This is a genomic window from candidate division KSB1 bacterium (genome assembly GCA_034505495.1).
Classification (GTDB): Bacteria; Zhuqueibacterota; Zhuqueibacteria; order Residuimicrobiales; family Krinioviventaceae; genus Fontimicrobium_A.
Window position 1 is genome coordinate 12865 of record JAPDQV010000007.1, and the last position, 18359, is coordinate 31223.

Sequence of the window (18359 nt, forward strand, 5' to 3'; positions counted from 1 at the left end):
GCGGGTAAGCATGTTTTTGTTGAAAAGCCGTTTACAGCCTCATCATACGAAGCCGAGGAATTGATCGCTCTGGCAAGATCCCGTAACCGTGTTATTATGGTTGGGCACACTTTTGAATACAGCCCTCCTGTATTGAAAATCAAAGAGCTTATTGACAATGGGGCACTGGGAAAGATCTATTACATCAGCGCTTCACGTGTAAATCTTGGATTGCATCAAAAAGATGTCAGTGTGATATGGGATCTTGCTCCTCATGACTTTTCATCTATTTTTTTCTGGCTTAATGAAGAACCTTTTCGCATTTCAGCAATGGGAAAGGCTTATGTGCAAAAGAATATTCCTGATGTTGCATTTATTAATTTAGAGTTTCCCTCCGGTTGCATAGCAAATGTACAAGTCAGTTGGCTGTCTCCAAGCAAGCTGCGTAGAACTACTATCGTCGGCAGCGAAAAAATGCTTGTTTACGATGATACCGAAAATTTTGAAAAGGTCAAAATTTACGATAAAGGAGTAAATTATAAGGATCCGGAGACTTTCGGTGAGTATCAGTTGAGTTATCGAACAGGTGATGTAATAAGTCCGCATTTGGATACCTATGAGCCTCTCAATAAAGAAATGTTCCATTTTATTGAGTGCTGCAAAAAGAACCTTCGACCAAAGACTGATGGAGAAAACGGATTACGCGTAGTCAGAGCGCTTGAAGCAGCTGAAAAATCAATGCGGGAAAGCGGAACCATTGTGGAGCTGATGAGACCATGAAACGAGAGGAATACAAAATTGATCCGAACTGCATTGTTTATGATAATGTGAAGATCGGAGAAGGAAGTTGGATACAAGGACCCTGCGTAATTGGGAAACCGCCAAGAGGAAAAAATGCTGGGGAACTGGAGCTGATTATTGGAAAGAATGCCGTTATTCGTCCCTTTACGACTATTTACGCCGGATCGGTTTTGGGGGACAGAATCCAAACGGGACAAGGCGCTTCTATACGAGAGGATAATGTAATCGGAGACGATGTCAGCGTCGGAACCAACGCGGTTTTAGAATTCGGCAACCGAATTGGTAATCGGGTTCGTATTCATTCTCTTTGCTTTCTGGAAATGGTAACCATAGAAGACGACGTTTTTATCGGCCCCAATGTTGTTTTTACGGATGACCCGCACCCTATGAAATGTGAACGTTACTTAGAGTGCTTGGGCGGTGTAACGGTTAAACGGCTCGCTAAAATCGGAGCTAATTCCACTATATTGCCGGGGGTTACAATTGGAGAAAACGCGTTAGTGGGAGCCGGTTCTGTGGTCACTAAAGACGTTCCAGACAACATGGTAGTGGCCGGAGTGCCCGCAAGAATTATTAAACGAGTCGATGAATTGAAGTGTTACCCCGGTTTCTATGAAAGACCTTATGTTTGGCCTCCTTATCAAAAGTAAGAGGGAATATTGAACCAATCTATTGATTCATCTTTGCCTCTGGTTTCGATCGTTATCCCCATGCTTAATGAGGCTGGGGCAATTGAGCGGTGTATCAATTCCATCCTCCATCAAGATTATCCGCTCGAAAAGATTGAGATTATCGTTGTCGACGGGTTATCTACGGACGGTTCAAGGGAGCAGGTACAAGCTCTTGCTTCAAAAAATCCTAATATTCGTTTGCTGGATAACCCGAAAAAGCGGACGCCTATATCTCTCAACATCGGCGCTCGAAATGCAAAGGGCAGTGTGGTCATCATCCTCGGCGCACACACGAAAATTAAGCAAGATTTCGTTCGCCTTAATATTTATTACATGAACAAGCTCGGCGTCAAGTGCACCGGCGGGACACAAATTAATGTGGGTGAAAGCTTTTTTCAACGTGCAGTCGGTTTGGCCATGGGCTCTTTTTTCGGCATCCCAAGCGCTCCTTATCGGTTTTTCCCCAAGGCGAGGTATGTCGATACAGTTGTTTATGCAGCCTATAAAAAAGAACTTTTTGATGAAATAGGTTATTTTGATGAAGAGCTGCACATTTCAGAAGATGCTGAATTTAATTGGCGAATTCGAAAAGCAGGTTACGAGATTTATTACACCCCTGAAATCGTTTCCTACTATTATCCACGCAAAACTATCGGTAAACTCTTTAAGCAATTTTTTAATTACGGCATTTTGCGGGTGAATGTAATTAAAAAACATAAAGATGCTTTTAAATTGATTCATATAATACCTCCCTTAATGCTCTTTACTTTTATTTTATCTTTAGGCCTTTCTGCTGTTATGCCCAACATGCTTTGGCCTATCTGCATATTGAGCGGTTTTTATTTGTTTTATTTGCTGGGCGGGGCTTTATATACATGCGCAAGCCGTCGAGCATGGCAATATGCGTTCATCTTGCCGGTTATTTTTTTTATTATGCACATTAGTTGGGCATTAGGATTTTGGGTGGGGATATTCAAAACGTACAAGTGAAATGTCAAAACGAAACGAAACTTTTTTTCTTCTTTCGATTGATTTTATTGCCATTAATTTAGCATTCTTTATATTTGTCCATTTGCGCAGCTCGGCGAAATTGTTCGTCGAAAAAGATCCTCTTTTCCTTTTTCAATTGGCCTTTATCCTTTACCTTTTCTGGTTCATTCTTTTCGTCTTTAACGGATTATATCAGTCCTGGTACACCAAATCTCGCTTGGATGAGCTGATTGCGGTTTTTAAAAGCGTCAGCTTCGGCATTTTTGTCATCTTTCTTCTCACTTTCGAGCCGCAGCAGGATCTTACGGTAAAGCCTACACTCGGCCGAATGATGATCCTCAGCTATTGGTTTTCAATGCTGGTTTTTGTCGGCGGCGGAAGGATGGCGCTGCATACGGTTCAGCGCAAATTGCTTGAAGCCGGTTACGGTCAGCGCAATACGCTCATCATCGGCTGGAACCCTTCGGCGTGGGCTTTAGCCGACAAGATCAAAAAATATCCCGCCTTGGGTTATCGGGTCGTCGGCTTTGTGAATCCCGATAAAAAAAAGGAAGAACAGGGCGAATACAACGGAGTGCCGCTGCTGGGCAACATCAAGCAGCTGGCCGAGCTGGTGGAGCAATATCGAGTAACGGAGACGATTCTCTCCTTGGGCAAGACGGCCCCCAAAAAGGTCATCGAGGTGATCGACGCCTGCGAAGAATTGCCCGTGCATATCAAGATCGAACCGGATTTGTACAATATCGTTCTCGGCCAGGCGCGGACCCAGCAGATCTACGGTTTTCCGCTCATCGAAATACACCCGGAGCTGATGCCGGCCTGGGAGAAAAGAGCCAAGCGGCTGATCGATATTCTCTTTAGCCTTATCGGCATTATTCTCCTTTCCCCGATCATGCTGCTGTTTGCCGTGCTCATCAAACTGGATTCTCCCGGACCGGTCTTTTTCAAACAAAAACGGGTGGGCAAAAACGGCAGAATCTTTGTCATTTACAAGTTCCGCTCCATGATCAAAGATGCGGAGCGCTATACCGGGCCGATTTGGGCGGGCAAAGCCGATCCGCGCGTCACGCGCGTCGGGCGATTCATGCGCAAGACGCGCATTGACGAGTTTCCGCAGCTGTTCAACGTACTTTTGGGTGATATGAGCATCGTCGGGCCGCGGCCGGAACGCCCCTATTTCGTCGATAAGCTCAAGCGCAAATATCCTCTTTACATGCGCCGGTTCAAGGTCAAGCCCGGCATTACCGGGTGGGCGCAGGTTAAGGGCAAATACGACACCACCCTTGAGGAGGCAAAAGAAAAGCTTGATTATGACCTCTACTATATCGATAATATCTCATTGCGGTTAGATTTCCGGATCATGTTTTATACGATTTTCGTCATGCTGCGGTTCAAGGGACAATAATGCGAGGAATACATGCTGGATCTCAAGTTTATTCGGGAAAACCCTGAAATCGTCCGTAAAGCCATTCGCGACAAACGGGCAACCGTCGATTTGGATGCATTTTTGGCGTTGGATGCGCGGCGCCGTGAATTGATCGGCAAAGTGGAATCGGCTCGGGCCGAGCAAAACAAAGTTACGCAGCAGATCAGCGTTATGAAAAAGGCCGGACAGGACGCCTCGGCGGTCATCGCCGAAATGGGGCGTCTCTCGGACGAGATTCGCGTCATGAATGACGAGCTGCGTCGCGTCGAGGCAGAGCTTTATGAACTGCATATCCGTATTCCGAATATTCCGCACGAATCGGTTCCGGTCGGCACGGAAAAGGACAATGTGGTGGTCAAGCAGTGGGGCGAGCTGCCGAAGCTCGATTTCAAGCCGCTGCCGCATTGGGAGATCGCCGAGAAACTGGGGCTCATCGATTTCGCGCGCGCCTCGCGCATGTCGGGCTCCTTTTTCGTCAGCTATCGCGGATTGGGCGCCAAACTGGAAAGGGCGCTCATCAATTTCATGATCGATCTGCACGTGGGAAAGCACGGCTATACTGAGGTGTTCCCGCCTTTTGTCGTCAAGCGCGAGGCCATGTTCGGCACCGGTCAGCTGCCCAAACTCGAAGAGGACATGTATCGCTGCGAGCTGGACGATCTGTTTCTCATTCCCACCGCTGAAGTTCCCGTCACCAATCTTCATCGCGAAGAGGTGTTGGAGGGTGATGAACTGCCGATCAAATACACTGCCTACACGCCCTGTTTTCGGCGCGAGGCCGGTGCCTACGGCAAAGACACGCGCGGACTCATGCGCATCCATCAGTTCGATAAGGTGGAAATGGTCAAGTTTGTCAAACCGGAGACTTCGTGGGACGAACTGGAGTCGCTGTTGCGGGATGCCGAGGAAGTGCTGCAGCTTCTCGAGCTGCCCTATCGCGTGGTGACCTTGGCTACCGGCGACCTCAGCTTCTCGGCAGCCAAATGCTACGATATCGAGGTCTATGCGGCCGGACTCGATCGGTGGCTGGAAGTCTCTTCGTGCAGCAATTTTACCGACTTTCAGGCCAGGCGAGCCAACATTCGTTTCCGCCGCGAAAAAGGCGCTAAACCTGAGTACGTCCACACCCTCAACGGCTCCGGCATTGCTCTGCCGCGCACGGTCATTGCCATTTTGGAAAACTATCAGACCGATGAAGGAAGAGTAATAGTCCCCAAAGTTCTGCGGCCGTATATGGGCGTCGACCTCATCAAGTGAGCAAAAACTATGAACCGCATCATTCGCACAATCGGTATCATTTCGGATACCCACGGCGCCGTGCCGAGAGCCGTCTATGATCTTTTCAAAGACGTCGATGAAATCATTCACGCCGGTGATATTGATAATCCGGAGGTCCTCGAAGAGCTGCGTAATATCGCGCCGGTAACCGCCGTGCACGGCAATATGGATGCCGTCTCGTTAAAAACTTCCCTGCCGCGCTCCCTCGACTTTGAAGCCTACGGTTTTCGTTTCCTCGTTGATCATGTCGATCCGGTAAAAACCTTCGACGGGCGGCCTACGATTTGTATTGCCGGACATACTCATCAGCCGATCGTTGACAAGAGCGATCAGGTTCTATATATTAATCCGGGCTCAGCCGTACGACCCAAGGCGGGACATAAGCCGAGCGTGGCGGTCTTGAAATTATCGAGCGACGGCAATGCCGAAGCAGAGATCCTCTATTTTGAAAAGGACGAATGACGTTTCTCGACAAATTGACCGAAACGGTCCGGAGACAGCAATCGCTGCTATGCATCGGATTGGATAGCGAATTGTCCAAGTTGCCCGCGCATTTGCGCAGCGTGGACGAACCGCTTTTTGCTTTTAACAAAGCCGTCATCGACGCTACGGCTGAATTTGCCGCTGCATTTAAGGTTAATCTTGCTTTTTACGAGGCCTACGGACTTGAAGGGTGGAGCGCGCTGAAGAAAACGTTCAGCTATCTCCCCAAGCATGTTATCCGCATTGCCGACGCGAAACGCGGCGACATCGGCAACACGGCGCGCCTCTATGCGCAAGCCCTGTTCGAGGAGCTTGATGCGGACGCCGTTACGGTCAATCCCTACATGGGAAGCGATTCGGTCGATCCGTTTCTGCAACGGGAAGAAAAGGGCGTATTTGTACTTTGTCTGACTTCAAATGCGGGCAGCGCCGACTTTCAACGTTTCAGCGACGGCAGTCGGCAGCTCTATGAAAAGGTAGCACTCAATGTTCGGGAGTGGAACGTGCGCGGAAACTGCGGGCTGGTGGTCGGAGCAACGCATCCGCTGGAATTGGCGCATGTGCGTAAATTGGTGCCGGACCTGCCGCTGCTGATTCCCGGCATCGGCGCCCAAGGAGGAGACGTGCAGGCATCTGTTGCAGCCGTGGAAGAGACGTCCGGAGCTCCGGTTCTTTTCAATTCCAGCCGGGCGATCCTTTACGCTTCGAGCGGCGCGGACTTTGCCGAAGCCGCCGCCCAAGCAGCTCGACAGACACGCGATCTTTTAAACAAATTCAGGAAAACAAATCATTTTTGAGGGTGTGAGGACTATGCGGAAAGAAAGAGCCTTGGAAATTTTCGAAAGCACGGGTGCGCTGTTGACGGGTCATTTTTTGCTGAGCTCGGGGCTGCACAGTCCGCAATACTTTCAATGCGCCAAAGTTCTTCAGTATCCTAACTACGCCGAGTTGTTCTGTCTGGAGATCGTGAAGAATTTCAAAGGGGAAAAAATCGACTGCGTCATTTCTCCTGCGATCGGCGGAATCGTCGTCGGCCAGGAATGCGCCAGACTCTTGAACTGCCGCGCCATGTTTGCCGAACGGGAAAACGGCGTGATGAGCCTGCGGCGGGGCTTTGAGCTTAAACACGATGAGCGGGTGCTGGTGGTCGAGGACGTCGTTACTACCGGCGGATCCGTGCAGGAGATTCTAGAGCTTGTACAAGGCGCCGGCGCCGAGGCGGTCGGTGTGGGATTTATCGTCGACCGCAGCAACGGCAAGCGGCTGTTCGACGTGCCGGCATTTTCGGTCTTTCGCATGGACGTCGTCGTCTACCAGCCTGATAACTGTCCTTTGTGTGACGAGGGTATACCCATCGTCAAACCGGGGAGCAGAAAACAGGCATAGCATCCGCTTTAGGCGGTAAGAGCTGTTTACGATTTTGTAGAAAAGGGGAAAAATCCGTTAACCGGCTTGGGGGGAAGCTATCGTTCCAATATGTCGCGATAGATGCGTTCGTGATCACGGTCGAGCGCAAGCATGGTGCGCAAGGGCTCTTTATTCTTTGCTCGGCGATAGATTTCGACGATTTCTTGGTAATGCGCCTTGATAAAGTTCTGAGCATATACATTATCAGGATTTTTAGCCAGAATGGCGTCGAGCATTTTGATGGCGGTTGCGACATGCTTGCGGGCTTTGTCGTTGTCTTCTTTGATGTAGGAGAGGCCGTAAAAATAATAATCGACCATTTCTCTGAACGGCCGATGCTGATCGCTCAAAAAATAGTTAACCAAATCCAGGCGTCGATCCCATCCTTCCGTATAACGGCCGAGGCCGAATTTGCTCTGCTCGGCGACATTGCGGGCTTTTTCGTAATAGGGGGTGCCGGCAAGAGTGCCCCACTTGTCGAATTCGCCGCCGAGGATCATATAGACGTAAAACGCCAGAACGCTGGTAAAGGAGTCAAAGTTGTCGTTGACGAACTGAATGGGATCGCCGCTTTGGTAAGCAAAGCGCCAGCGTTGATCGGAAAACTGGATGTCATAGCTGTTGCTGATGATAAGCGTACCTTTAAAGCGCTGCTCCGCTCCCTGCGTCATGTCCTCGAGCTGCAGGGTCAGCGTGAGATAAACCGGAGTGTTCCATTGGTCGGGACACCATGGCGAGCTGTCGAGAAAATGCGTCACGCGATCGGCAAAATCGCTCATCTTTTCGCGGCGTTCCTGCGGCAGCGTCCGCAGGTCCAGCTCGACCTTCGACTCGATCCGCTGCGCGCGCAAAGGGGTTAAAGTCAGCAAAAGAATCACAATCATCAATGGGGGAAAAAAGCGATGCATTTTATGCTCCATACTTCTATTCTGCAGTCTGCTTCAGGTTTTAATATTTGTTTTTTTCCATTGATAGTCAAGCTTTTCGTGCCGAATAATCAACGTCGTCGTTCGGTAAAGCGTTCCGCTTTATTTTGCTTGTGTCTGGCGCCGTGTGCTTTTGCCGCTTTTGAAGAGACGACGTTCGGCGGAAGGGGCGGAGGGACGGCAGGCGCGGCAGCCGCCTCGGCCTGGGGCGCGGAAAGCGTTTTTTACAATCCGGCCGGACTTTATTCCGGCAGCCGTTTCGAGCTGGTAACGGCAATCTATCGTCCCTTTGAGCTGGCAGAGGTGCATGCAGGATTCTTGGCCGTTGCTTTCGGCAAAGGGAGAACGGCTGTCGGGTTCGGCTCGGCGCTGTTCGGCAATCCTCTTTACCGTGAAACTCAACTGGCGGCTGCTGCCGCATATCGGTTCAAACCGCTCGATCTTACTTTCGGCGCCGCTGTGCGCTGCGGGCAAGTGGCCGTGACAAATTACGGCAATGCGTGGGCCGTCATGATCGATATCGGCGTGCAGGCAGCTTTGACGCCGAAGCTTTTCTGGGGGACTGCTCTGAGTAACCTGACCGGCTCGAGGTTGGGCCGTTGCAAAGAAGCGCTGCCGCAAAGTCTGCGGTTCGGTTGGATTTTTCAACCGCGCGATGGGCTGTCGCTGCATGCAGAACTCTACAAGGATGATCGTTTTTCTCTTGACGTGCGATGGGGAATGGCCTGGCGGCCCTGTCCTGCCCTGACCTTCCGCGCCGGAGCAGCCAATCAGCCGCGGCGATATTCCTTGGGACTTTCTCTCTTTATCGGCAGCCTGCGTTTCGACTATGCTTTTATGAATCACCTCGAGCTCGGCGGCTCTCACCTTATCGGTTTCGGCTGGGAATAACCCCATGATCCGAAAGATATTTGTATTTCTCGCTTGGATTGCCGTAGCCGGTTATTGCCAAGTCCCGGCCGATGACTTGGAACGGTTGGCAGAGTCGGATGAAACAGTCGACGACAACTCACTTTTTGAACAGCTCGATCAGCTGGCGCGCCGCCCTATCGATCTCAATCGTGCGACGACGCAGGAGCTTGCCGAGCTGCCGATTCCCTCGGTAGTCAGCGCAAAGATTCTGAACTACCGCATAAAGCATGGGCCGTTCCAATCGATTGAGGACCTGCTCAAAATCAGAGGGCTATCGGCCTATTTGCCTCAGATTCAGCCCTTTATCGTCATCGAGCCGCCGGCGGCAAAAATTCATGCCAGCGGTCGTCATCGCCTGCGGAACAAGACGGCAAAAAGCAGCGATCAGTTCTTTTTGGCGAGTCAGGTGTATAATCGCCTTCGCGTGGAATGGAAAAAGACAGCCTGCGGAATTTTGATCGAAAAAGATGCGGGTGAAGCGGCTTTTGACGATTTTGTAACCGGACACATAATTAGTGAACCGGTTACCGGTATGCGGATAATCTTGGGCGACTATACGGTCGAAGCAGGCAGAGGGCTGGTATTCGGCGGACCTTTTTCTTTGCCTTTGGGAACCGATCCGATGACGCCCGCCAAGCTGAAACGTACCGGAGCTTTTCCCTTTCTGTCCGCAAATGAAAATTTTCCCTTCCGCGGCGCGGCGCTGCAGTTTCATCGCGGACCTCTGCTGCTCTGTGTATTTGGCAGCGATAAAAGACGAGACGCCTCGATTGAGGAGGGTCAAGTCGTCTCGCTGCCGGAAGACGGCCTGCACCGAACGCCGGCGGAGCTCCGGCGCCGCAAAGCGCTGCGCGAGTGTTCCGAAGGCATGGCACTGCTTTATAATCCTTTCCAGAATCTACGGTTGGGCGCCGCGACGCTCCAAAACCGATTTTTTGCGCCTTTTGCTGATGAGGAATATGGAAAGCCGCGGAAATTTACCGGCAACAAGAATCGCCTAGGAAGCCTTTTCGGAGAGTTTATACTGGAAGATGTCGCTCTATTTGGAGAAGCAGCCTGGTGCATGGCGGGAGGAACGGCTTGGACCTTCGGCGCTCTCGGCAACGGCGCAGATTACGATTGGATTCTTATCCGGCGCCGTTATTCCCCCGACTTTTTCAGCTTTTATGCCTCCGCTTTCGGCGAGCCCAAAGCGAACAATCAGGAGGGTTTTTATTTGGGCGGAGAGTATCGCCTGTCGCCGGTTCTGCAGGCATCGTTTTATTACGATCAAGCTAAAAAAATGTCCGTCTTTCAGCCTTCCGGTGCCATAGGTGATGTTTTGATGATCGGACTTCAGGCAAAATTTTCAAAGATGACGGTTCGTTCCCGCTTGAAATTGCGCAAGCGCAGCGAGAACGTCAAAACCCTTGACAAGTTCGGTAACCTGGTTTCCGCAGAGGCCGAAGAACAGCGCGGCACCTGGCGAACCGAGATGGAAGTTCGCCCGCATCGCTTTATCACTGTTCGCAATGCGGTTGAGCTCTCATTTGCTTCGAGAGCTACAAGGCGGCTTGGCGACGGCTCTTTGTTAAGCTGTCGGCTGCAGATGAATATGCGTTCCTTGCGGATGAGTGTAGGTTCTTCGTTTTTCGATGCGTCGAACTATGCTTTACGCTTCTATCAGCCTGAATCAGATTTTCCGGGGGCATTGCCTCTGGTTATGCTTTATGGGCAGGGTGTCAGAAGCTATGCTGTCCTTGCTGCAAAAATTTTTGCTTTGACGTTGTCGGCAAAATATGAGCAGACGGTTTATCGCTATCGACCTGCTGGTGGAAATGATGATAATCGGCGCATTTCCCTGCAAATGGATTGGCAGTGGTAGATTTTTAAATAGTTGATGACAGGCTCTCTTTAAAACATCCTACGATATTGCAAATATAAAAGATGAATTATAGGTTGAATATATCCGGTATAATGTCTATATTTTCCCAGAATAAAGAAAGATTTTATCATGAGTTGGTTTGTCGAAAAGGCACGCTCGCTGCGGCTCTTAAGTTATCAATCCATTTCCAAAAGAGAAAAAAAATTTCGGGCTTTGGATTTGGGGCAGACGATCAGGACGGCTAAACGGGTCTGCTTTTGTTTGCCCGCCATACAGGAGAACCTTGATGGTGCCGGCCGGATGCTTGAACAATTCTCCCGCTCGTTTCCCAACTGCGAGGCGGTCCTTATCACCTTTTACGATGGCGGAATTCGACAATGGTTTGGATCGCAGCAGGTGATTGTGGTGAAACCTGAGGATTTGAACTGGTACGGCCATCCAAAAGCCTCTCTGCTCAAACGTGCGGGTGGCCGCCCGTTTGACTTGGCGCTCGACCTCAATATTGCCTATGATTTTACCAGCTTGGCGACGATCTGGCAGACGGATGCTCTTTTGCGGATCGGCTTTTACGATCCGATTCGGGAACCGTTCTACAGCTTTATGTTCCACCCTAATCCCGAAACGCCTGCCGAAAGGGCCTATCAACAATTTTTTAACCTGCTCGTTCAATTCAAATAAAATCTCTTGAAATTCTTTTTCAGCAGTTTCGAAGCTCGGTAAAGCAAAGTGATCATCAAGACGGATGAGCTGGTCAAAGGGTAAAATGTTATGAAATGGAAAAGGACGCATCGTTGCGGTGAATTGAACCGCACTCATGCCGGTCAACAAGTGGTTTTGATGGGATGGATCGCCGGTCGACGCGATCACGGCGGCATCATTTTTATCGATCTTCGCGATCGTTGGGGGATTGTTCAAATCAACATCGGTCCGGAATCGGCCGCCTATGAGCAGGCCAAGCGTCTGCGAAATGAATGGGTGGCGGCGTTCAAGGGAACTGTGGTGCTTCGCCCTGCCGGCATGGTCAATCCGAATCTTCCAACCGGCGAGATCGAGTTGTTGGCAAATGAGATCGACGTTCTCAACACCTCACAAACACCTCCGTTTTTGATCGCCAACGAGGTGACGGTAACCGAAGACCTGCGACTTAAATACCGTTATTTGGATCTGCGCCGGCCCGAAATGCAGCGCAATCTCATTTTGCGCCATCAAACGGCGCAGACGGTGCGACGTTATTTTAACAGCCTCGATTTTTTAGAGATCGAAACTCCCTTTTTGATGAAGAGCACACCCGAAGGCGCCCGGGACTTTTTGGTTCCCAGCCGTATTTGGCACGGCAAATTCTTTGCATTACCTCAGTCGCCGCAGACCTATAAGCAGCTGCTGATGATTTCCGGATTTGACCGCTATTATCAAATCGTCCGCTGTTTCCGCGACGAAGATTTGCGCGCCGACCGTCAGCCCGAATTCACCCAAATCGACGTCGAAATGAGCTTTGTCGATGAGCAGGACGTGATGGGCGTGATGGAAGGCCTGATGCAGACGATTTTCAAAGAGGTTTTGGGTAAAGACATTTCGACACCATTCCCGCGCCTTACTTATGATGAGGCGATGGAAAAGTACGGCATCGACCGGCCCGATCTGCGTTACGGTATGGAAATCCATACTGTCTCCGAGGTGGTGCGCGATTGTGAATTCAAGGTTTTTTCCGACGCGGTCAAATCGGGCCGAACGGTGGCCGGCATTTGTGCCCCGGGTTGCGCCGGCTATTCCCGCAAACAGCTCGACGATCTGACCGAATGGGCAAAAAAGCGCGGCGCCGGGGGATTGGCGGCAATCAAAGTCGTCGAGGGCAAGTTGGAGGGTTCCCTGGCCAAGTATTTTACCGAAGCACAAGCAGCGGCGTTATTGCAGGAATTCAAGGCTGCCGACGGCGATCTGCTGCTGTTATGCGCCGAAGAACGGGATGTGGCGCGCCGCATTTTGGCCGAGCTCCGCAACGAAATGGCGGCGCGTCTCAATTTGATCGATCCTTCCGTTTTTCATTTTTCCTGGATCGTCGATTTTCCGCTGCTTGAATGGAGCGCCGAAGAAGGCCGCTGGGTGGCGCTGCATCATCCGTTTACGTCGCCGGTGTATGAAGATGAGGACAAACTGCTGACTGATCCCGGCCGCGTACGCGCACGTGCGTACGACATGGTCATCAACGGAATCGAAGTGGGCGGCGGGAGCATTCGAATTCACAAACCCGATCTGCAAAAGCGTATGTTCGAGGCGCTCAAGATATCGGAAGAGGAATCGCAGCAGAAGTTCGGATTTTTATTGGAAGCTTTGCAGTACGGCGCACCGCCGCACGGAGGGATTGCCTTCGGATTCGATCGGCTTGTTATGCTTTTGGCCGGACGGTCATCAATTCGCGATGTAATTGCTTTTCCCAAGACGACGACCGCTTCTTCGCTGATGGACGGTGCCCCCTCCGAAGTCGATCCGAAGCAGCTTGTCGAGCTGGGTCTCCGGCTCCGTTAATGGGAAAGAAATGTGTAAAAATATGACAATATATGATAATTCTATTTTTCACTTGACAATAAGAAGGGTTTTTTGTAAAATGATTTGACAAAAGGTGCGCTGTACAGTAAAAGCACGTAACTGTCGAAAGGAGGTGTAGCGTTGATGCGTAAAAAAAGCATGGCGGCCATGATGGTGATTGTGCTGCTGGCGGCGGTTTTTGTAATGACGGGATGTACCAAGTATGCCAAGCAGGAACAATTGCAAAAATTGGAAGAGACCAAGTCGGCGGCCTTGGCGGCTGAAAAGTCATTGAACGACTGCAAAGCGGAAACGGCCAAATTGGAAGACGAATTGGCGAAGCAAAAGCAGGCGTTGGAGGACATGAAGGCCGAGAAAGAGACGGTTTCCAAACGTCTTGCAGAGATGTAAGAGAGTCATGAACCTGAAAACTGTTGGAGCATAATTTATGAAAGAGACCAGCAAAATCGTAGTATTAATCGTGACGGCTCTTGCTCTGACTTTGGGCGCTTCCCTCTCCTTCGCTCAGGCCAAAATGACGATGGCAGAGTACAACAAGCAGATGGCCGAATGGCAGGCGCGGTTGGAAGCCGCCGAAAAGGGCAAAGTCGAATGTGCCGCAAAAAATGAATCGCTGAAAAAGCAGATTGGCGAGCTGCAGGCACAAACCGATCAAGTTTGGAAAGAGATTCTGGCGCTGATCGGTGTTGATCAGGCTGCCGTGGATGCGTTTCGGGCGGAATTGAAGGCGTTGGACGCCAAATGCGATGGACTCCTGGCACTCAGCCCGGAAGAGCTGTTCAAAAAACGCGCTGACGTCAATGAAATCGAAGCTAAACTGGCCGAGCTGAAAAAGAACCGGATCGCGGTTTTGAGCGAGATGCAAAAGCTTATCGCCCAGATCGAGGGCAAGCTGGCCCAGATCAAGAGCAAGATGCCCAAGGCGATCTATGACACCTACACTGTAGTCGTCGGCGATTATCTGTGGAAGATATCCGGCAAGAAGGACATTTACAACGATCCGATGCAGTGGATGCGGATTTATTCCTATAATCGCGACCAAATCAAAAATCCGGACCTCATTTATCCGAATTGGGTGCTAAAGATTCAGCGCGAATGCGGGCCGGATGAGTACCTGGTGGCCAAGGGCGACTATCTCCAGAAAATCGCCGCCAATCCGCAGGTGCTCGGCGATCCGACCTCCTGGACCAAGATTTACGAGAAAAACAAAGACATCATCGGCGATGATCCGAATCTGATCTTCCCCCATACGGTGCTGATCATTCCGAAGAACTAGTTACGTGTTTGTACAGTGATCGAAACTCTCAGTTTGATAAGCAATTATCAGGCTGAGAGTTTTTTTATTAAAGGATTTTCGGAGAAGTAAGCGATTGAATCAAACGAACGAGGTTATTGAAAAAAAAATCTACTTAAAGGGGATCGACCCCATTCTTTTCTACGGCGCTCAAGATGCCAACTTGCTTTTCCTCGAGCAGTTCCTCAATGCGCGCATTGTTGCGCGCGGAAATGAAATCCTCCTTCGCGGCAGCGAGGAAGACGTGGCGCAGGCGGAGCGGATCGTCAATGAGCTGATCTTTATCGTCAATCGTAAAGGAGCCGTCAATAGCGACGACATCGAGACGGTCGCCCGCCTTTCCGACTGGAAAAATCGGCCTTCCCAGGAGCCGGAAAGGACGATCTATTTTACCAAAAACGGCGCAGTCAAGCCGAAATCACCCGGACAAGAAAAATATTGGCAGGCCGTCCAAAAGAACGACATCGTTTTTGCCATCGGACCGGCCGGAACCGGAAAGACCTTTTTGGCCGTGGCAATGGCTTTGGCGTTTTTGCGGGACAAAGCGGTCGATCGCATCATCCTATGCCGACCGGCGGTGGAGGCGGGCGAAAGTCTGGGGTTCCTGCCCGGTGATCTGCGCGAAAAGGTCGATCCCTATCTTCGTCCTTTGTATGATGCCTTGTTCGACATGGTTTCCGCCGACAAGCTGCGCAAGATGATGCAGGATCAGATTATCGAAATTGTGCCGCTCGCCTATATGCGCGGTCGTACCCTCAACAGCTGCTTTGTCATCCTCGACGAGGCCCAGAACAGCACTTCGGCGCAGATGAAGATGTTTCTCACCCGCTTGGGCCCGAATTCACACGCCATCATCACCGGCGATATTACGCAAATCGATCTGCCGAGCAAAACGGTCTCCGGCCTGGTGGAGATCCAGGAAATTCTGCAGGGAATCGACGGAATCGAATTTGTCTATCTGACTGAGCGGGATGTTGTCCGCCACCGTCTGGTGAGGGAGATCATCAAGGCCTACGAACAGTTCAACGGCAGGAACGCCAAAGCCGATGCGGCGGAAGGCGTCTCAGGGAACAGCGGATGAATATCCTCAATCGGATCAAAACTCTCAATGAAGAACGGCGTCTCTTTTCCGAGCCGTCGCGTTTGACTTTACGAGAGCATCGCCGAAAAATCGTCGGCATCGTGCTGCTTGCCGCCGTCATTACCGCTTTCTTTCCGCGTGGAAAATCCTTCGAATTTGCCGACCTTAAAGAAGGTCAAGTGTATATCGGCGAAGAAATCATTGCGCCTTTTACCTTTCCGGTCTTAAAAAGTCAGGAAGAATACCAAAACGACGTCGAAGCGGCGCGGCGATCGGTGGTGCCCGTTTTCGTGCGACGGGACGATATTACCAAGGAGCAGCTCCAGCGCCTGAATCATTTCTTTCAAAGTGCCGAAGCGGAGATAAAGAGCAAAGCCGCAACCGTCGATCAGCTTCGGGTTGTCTTTAATGCTTTTCAGATTGCTTGCTCGGATCAGGACCTGCAGTTTTTGCTGGGAATGACACCGCCGTCTGCTTCGCGCGTTTCGGATCTACAAAGGACGGCCGCTCTGCGCCGCATTGCTGATGCCGTGACGCCGCTGGTGCAGGAAAAGCTGACCGTCGGAATTTTGGATGCGGGCAAATCCGATCTGGCCGGACGCGATGAAGTCTCTGTTCGACTCGGCGATCGGGAGACGCTCGAATCGGTCAAGTATGTCCAGGACCTTGCTGAAGCCGGTGCAAATTTGTTGAAGGCGCTGCGGAGTTCGGGTCTTACAGAAGAAGAGGTCAAGATCGCCTATCATGTCGGCTCTGCGTTCCTAAAGCCGAATCTTCTTTTCGACAAAACTGAAACCGAAAGCCGAATTGCCGACCGCATCGGCAGCGTGCCGTTGGCCAAAGATCAGGTGCTTGAGGGCGAGCGAATCATCGACAGTCATCAGCGGCTGACACGGCAGCACCTGGAAAAACTGCACTCTCTCGCCGTCGCCAAGGCGGAACGGAGCGAAATGGCCGGCTTTTTCTCCAATGCGGCACCGGTTTTCGGCAAATTTCTGCTGGTTCTGGCGCTTTTGACGGTCCTCGCCGTCTATCTTTTTCGCGAAGAGGAGGCTATCTTTAACAGTGAGAAAAAGCTGAGTCTCATTGCACTCAATTTGCTCCTCCTGGTAATCATTGCCTACCTGGTCAACCGTTTCGCCGTCGATCCGCTTGTCATTCCGACCGCAGCTTTTTCGATGGCCGTGACGGTCTTTTTCGGCGCCCGCGTAGGGATAATGACGACCCTTGTCGCCGCTCTGCTGCTGGGCGCCATGCGCGGAAACGAATATGCTCTGGTCTTTCTTTCCTTAACAACCGGTATGGCGGCCGTGCAGACGGTACGTAAAGTACGAAGGAGAGATTGGATCATCCGCTCGGGTCTCTTGACTTCAGGAGCTTATCTCGCAACCATCATCATTCTGAGTCTTGTCGCTTATGCACCCTTGGGCAAGTTTTTCCGCAGCGCCTCCATCGGCGTCTTGAACGGTTTTCTCGCTCCCGGCCTCGCTTATTTGATGATTATTGTCTTTGAGTCGATGTTTGACCTCACGACGGATATGACGCTTTTAGAATTGTCGGATTTCAATCATCCGCTTTTGCGGAGACTGCTGCTCAACGCCCCGGGGACCTATCATCATAGTTACCTGGTGGCGTTGTTGTCGGAAGCAGCCGTAGAGGCTTTGGGCGGAAACGCCCTGTTGGCTCGCGTCGGAGCGCTTTATCACGATGTCGGCAAGTTGGAAAAACCCGAATATTTTATCGAAAACCAGACCAGCGGCAGAAATCCCCAGGAGAAACTGGCTCCGACGATGAGCGCCCTTATTCTTACCAACCACGTTCGTAAAGGACTGGAAATTGCCGGAGAATACGGACTGCCCAAGGAGCTGGAGGCCTTTATTCAGCAGCATCACGGCACGTCGTTGATGAGTTATTTCTATCAAAAGGCTCTGGATATGGGGACGGAGGCTGTTTCGGAAAATGAATTCCGCTACCCCGGGCCGCGACCGAAGACGCTGGAAACGGCGGTCGTCATGCTGGCGGATTCAGTCGAGGCGGCCTCGCGAACGCTCAAAGACCCGCCGCCGAATCGCGTACGGAACCTTATCGAACAGATCATCGACGAGCGCTTCAAGAGCGGTGAACTCGACGATTCGCCGTTGACGCTGCGGGATTTGTCAAAGATCGTCAATGCCTTTCATAAAGTACTCATCGGGCGTTTCCACGGTCGGGTGGATTATCCCAACCCCGTCAATAAGGAAAATGGAAAAGAGCAGACACAGAATTAAGCTTGCCGCGGCGGGAAGGAGGGTCAGGCTTCACCGCCCAAAGCTCCTTGATATGATACGCCGCATCCTCGATGAGGAATGTCCTAAGGAAGCCTGGCGCATTACGGTGATTTTTGTCGATAAGGAACGAATTATTGAACTAAATCAACAATTCTTTCAAAAAGAAGAGCCGACGGACGTCATTGCCTTTGATTTAAGCGACGACGATCGTCATAGAGAGGGAGAAATCTATATCTGTGTCGATATAGCGGCCGAGAACGCCGCTTTTTACGGCGTCACGCTCGAAAACGAACTTTTCAGACTGGCGGCGCATGGCGCTCTGCACTTGGCCGGTTATGACGACGGGGATGAAGGTTCCAGAAAACAGATGACTGCCCTGGAGAATAAAGCTCTTGAATATGTTTTTCGTTCTTTATAATTTTTTATGACAATTTCG

17 protein-coding genes and 2 pseudogenes are annotated in these 18359 nt (G+C 51.0%); 18 read left to right on the forward strand and 1 reads right to left on the reverse strand.

Annotated elements, in window-relative coordinates; genetic code table 11:
• From ONB24_04520 to pyrE, 9 genes and pseudogenes are all read left to right on the forward strand, one after another.
• The coding region (locus ONB24_04520) for a Gfo/Idh/MocA family oxidoreductase (GenBank protein ID MDZ7315370.1) at window positions 1-759 on the forward strand (759 nt) is incomplete at its 5' end.
• Window positions 756-1055, forward strand: a pseudogene (locus tag ONB24_04525) (transferase). The gene ONB24_04520 and the pseudogene ONB24_04525, both read left to right, overlap by 4 nt.
• Before the next feature lie 165 nt (window positions 1056-1220).
• Window positions 1221-1364, forward strand: a pseudogene (locus ONB24_04530) (DapH/DapD/GlmU-related protein).
• A 75-nt stretch (window positions 1365-1439) separates the two neighbouring features.
• Window positions 1440-2441, forward strand: a complete 1002-nt coding sequence (locus tag ONB24_04535; GenBank protein ID MDZ7315371.1) for a glycosyltransferase family 2 protein — start codon at window positions 1440-1442, stop codon at window positions 2439-2441.
• Window position 2442: 1 nt separating this feature from the next.
• Window positions 2443-3846, forward strand: coding sequence for an undecaprenyl-phosphate glucose phosphotransferase (locus ONB24_04540; GenBank protein MDZ7315372.1), 1404 nt, complete (start codon window positions 2443-2445; stop codon window positions 3844-3846).
• 12 nt (window positions 3847-3858) lie between these two features.
• On the forward strand, window positions 3859-5124 hold the full coding sequence (serS, locus tag ONB24_04545) for a serine--tRNA ligase (GenBank protein MDZ7315373.1): 1266 nt from the start codon (window positions 3859-3861) through the stop codon (window positions 5122-5124).
• Between the two features lie 9 nt (window positions 5125-5133).
• On the forward strand, window positions 5134-5607 hold the full coding sequence (locus ONB24_04550; protein ID MDZ7315374.1) for a metallophosphatase family protein: 474 nt from the start codon (window positions 5134-5136) through the stop codon (window positions 5605-5607).
• Window positions 5604-6425, forward strand: a complete 822-nt coding sequence (pyrF, locus tag ONB24_04555; GenBank protein MDZ7315375.1) for an orotidine-5'-phosphate decarboxylase — start codon at window positions 5604-5606, stop codon at window positions 6423-6425. Before ONB24_04550 ends, pyrF begins: the two co-directional genes overlap by 4 nt.
• Window positions 6426-6438: 13 nt before the next feature.
• Window positions 6439-7014: an orotate phosphoribosyltransferase gene (pyrE, locus tag ONB24_04560; protein ID MDZ7315376.1), complete on the forward strand. Its 576-nt coding sequence runs from the start codon at window positions 6439-6441 to the stop codon at window positions 7012-7014.
• Window positions 7015-7091: 77 nt separating this feature from the next.
• Here the strand turns inward: pyrE and ONB24_04565 are convergent, their stop codons facing one another.
• Complete coding sequence (locus ONB24_04565; protein MDZ7315377.1) at window positions 7092-7943, reverse strand: DUF4835 family protein; 852 nt, start codon at window positions 7941-7943, stop codon at window positions 7092-7094.
• Between ONB24_04565 and ONB24_04570 the strand changes: the two genes are divergently transcribed.
• The 9 genes from ONB24_04570 to ybeY all read left to right on the forward strand — a co-directional run bounded on the left by ONB24_04570 (window position 7938) and on the right by ybeY (window position 18341).
• A complete protein-coding gene (locus tag ONB24_04570) occupies window positions 7938-8852 on the forward strand; it encodes a hypothetical protein (GenBank protein MDZ7315378.1) in 915 nt (304 codons plus the stop codon). The two genes, ONB24_04565 and ONB24_04570, sit on opposite strands and share 6 nt — an antisense overlap.
• 4 nt (window positions 8853-8856) lie before the next feature.
• A complete protein-coding gene (locus ONB24_04575; GenBank protein ID MDZ7315379.1) occupies window positions 8857-10737 on the forward strand; it encodes a helix-hairpin-helix domain-containing protein in 1881 nt (626 codons plus the stop codon).
• A gap of 129 nt (window positions 10738-10866) precedes the next feature.
• A complete protein-coding gene (locus ONB24_04580; protein ID MDZ7315380.1) occupies window positions 10867-11415 on the forward strand; it encodes a hypothetical protein in 549 nt (182 codons plus the stop codon).
• Between the two features lie 90 nt (window positions 11416-11505).
• Window positions 11506-13260 carry an aspartate--tRNA ligase gene (gene aspS, locus ONB24_04585; GenBank protein ID MDZ7315381.1) on the forward strand — a complete coding sequence of 585 codons (1755 nt, stop codon included), beginning with the start codon at window positions 11506-11508 and terminating at the stop codon, window positions 13258-13260.
• 141 nt (window positions 13261-13401) lie between these two features.
• Entirely contained in the window at window positions 13402-13671 is a 270-nt protein-coding gene (locus ONB24_04590) for a hypothetical protein (protein ID MDZ7315382.1), read from the forward strand.
• Window positions 13672-13708: 37 nt separating this feature from the next.
• On the forward strand, window positions 13709-14557 hold the full coding sequence (locus ONB24_04595; GenBank protein ID MDZ7315383.1) for a LysM peptidoglycan-binding domain-containing protein: 849 nt from the start codon (window positions 13709-13711) through the stop codon (window positions 14555-14557).
• A gap of 94 nt (window positions 14558-14651) precedes the next feature.
• A complete protein-coding gene (locus ONB24_04600; protein ID MDZ7315384.1) occupies window positions 14652-15656 on the forward strand; it encodes a PhoH family protein in 1005 nt (334 codons plus the stop codon).
• Window positions 15653-17923: an HDIG domain-containing protein gene (locus ONB24_04605; protein ID MDZ7315385.1), complete on the forward strand. Its 2271-nt coding sequence runs from the start codon at window positions 15653-15655 to the stop codon at window positions 17921-17923. Before ONB24_04600 ends, ONB24_04605 begins: the two co-directional genes overlap by 4 nt.
• Window positions 17898-18341 (forward strand): rRNA maturation RNase YbeY, encoded by a 444-nt coding sequence (gene ybeY, locus ONB24_04610; protein MDZ7315386.1) that lies wholly within the window; start codon window positions 17898-17900, stop codon window positions 18339-18341. The genes ONB24_04605 and ybeY overlap by 26 nt, the downstream gene beginning before the upstream one ends.
• Window positions 18342-18359: the final 18 nt, after the last annotated feature.

Coding starts and splice junctions, on each gene's coding strand:
- ONB24_04605 (MDZ7315385.1), top strand. CDS start 15,653: ATGAATATCCTCAATCGGATCAAAACTCTCAATGAAGAACGGCGTCTC.
- ONB24_04540 (MDZ7315372.1), top strand. CDS start 2,443: ATGTCAAAACGAAACGAAACTTTTTTTCTTCTTTCGATTGATTTTATT.
- ONB24_04565 (MDZ7315377.1), bottom strand. CDS start 7,943: ATGCATCGCTTTTTTCCCCCATTGATGATTGTGATTCTTTTGCTGACT.
- ONB24_04580 (MDZ7315380.1), top strand. CDS start 10,867: ATGAGTTGGTTTGTCGAAAAGGCACGCTCGCTGCGGCTCTTAAGTTAT.
- pyrE (MDZ7315376.1), top strand. CDS start 6,439: ATGCGGAAAGAAAGAGCCTTGGAAATTTTCGAAAGCACGGGTGCGCTG.
- ONB24_04550 (MDZ7315374.1), top strand. CDS start 5,134: ATGAACCGCATCATTCGCACAATCGGTATCATTTCGGATACCCACGGC.
- ONB24_04595 (MDZ7315383.1), top strand. CDS start 13,709: ATGAAAGAGACCAGCAAAATCGTAGTATTAATCGTGACGGCTCTTGCT.
- ybeY (MDZ7315386.1), top strand. CDS start 17,898: ATGGAAAAGAGCAGACACAGAATTAAGCTTGCCGCGGCGGGAAGGAGG.
- ONB24_04575 (MDZ7315379.1), top strand. CDS start 8,857: ATGATCCGAAAGATATTTGTATTTCTCGCTTGGATTGCCGTAGCCGGT.
- pyrF (MDZ7315375.1), top strand. CDS start 5,604: ATGACGTTTCTCGACAAATTGACCGAAACGGTCCGGAGACAGCAATCG.
- aspS (MDZ7315381.1), top strand. CDS start 11,506: ATGAAATGGAAAAGGACGCATCGTTGCGGTGAATTGAACCGCACTCAT.
- serS (MDZ7315373.1), top strand. CDS start 3,859: ATGCTGGATCTCAAGTTTATTCGGGAAAACCCTGAAATCGTCCGTAAA.
- ONB24_04570 (MDZ7315378.1), top strand. CDS start 7,938: ATGCATTTTATGCTCCATACTTCTATTCTGCAGTCTGCTTCAGGTTTT.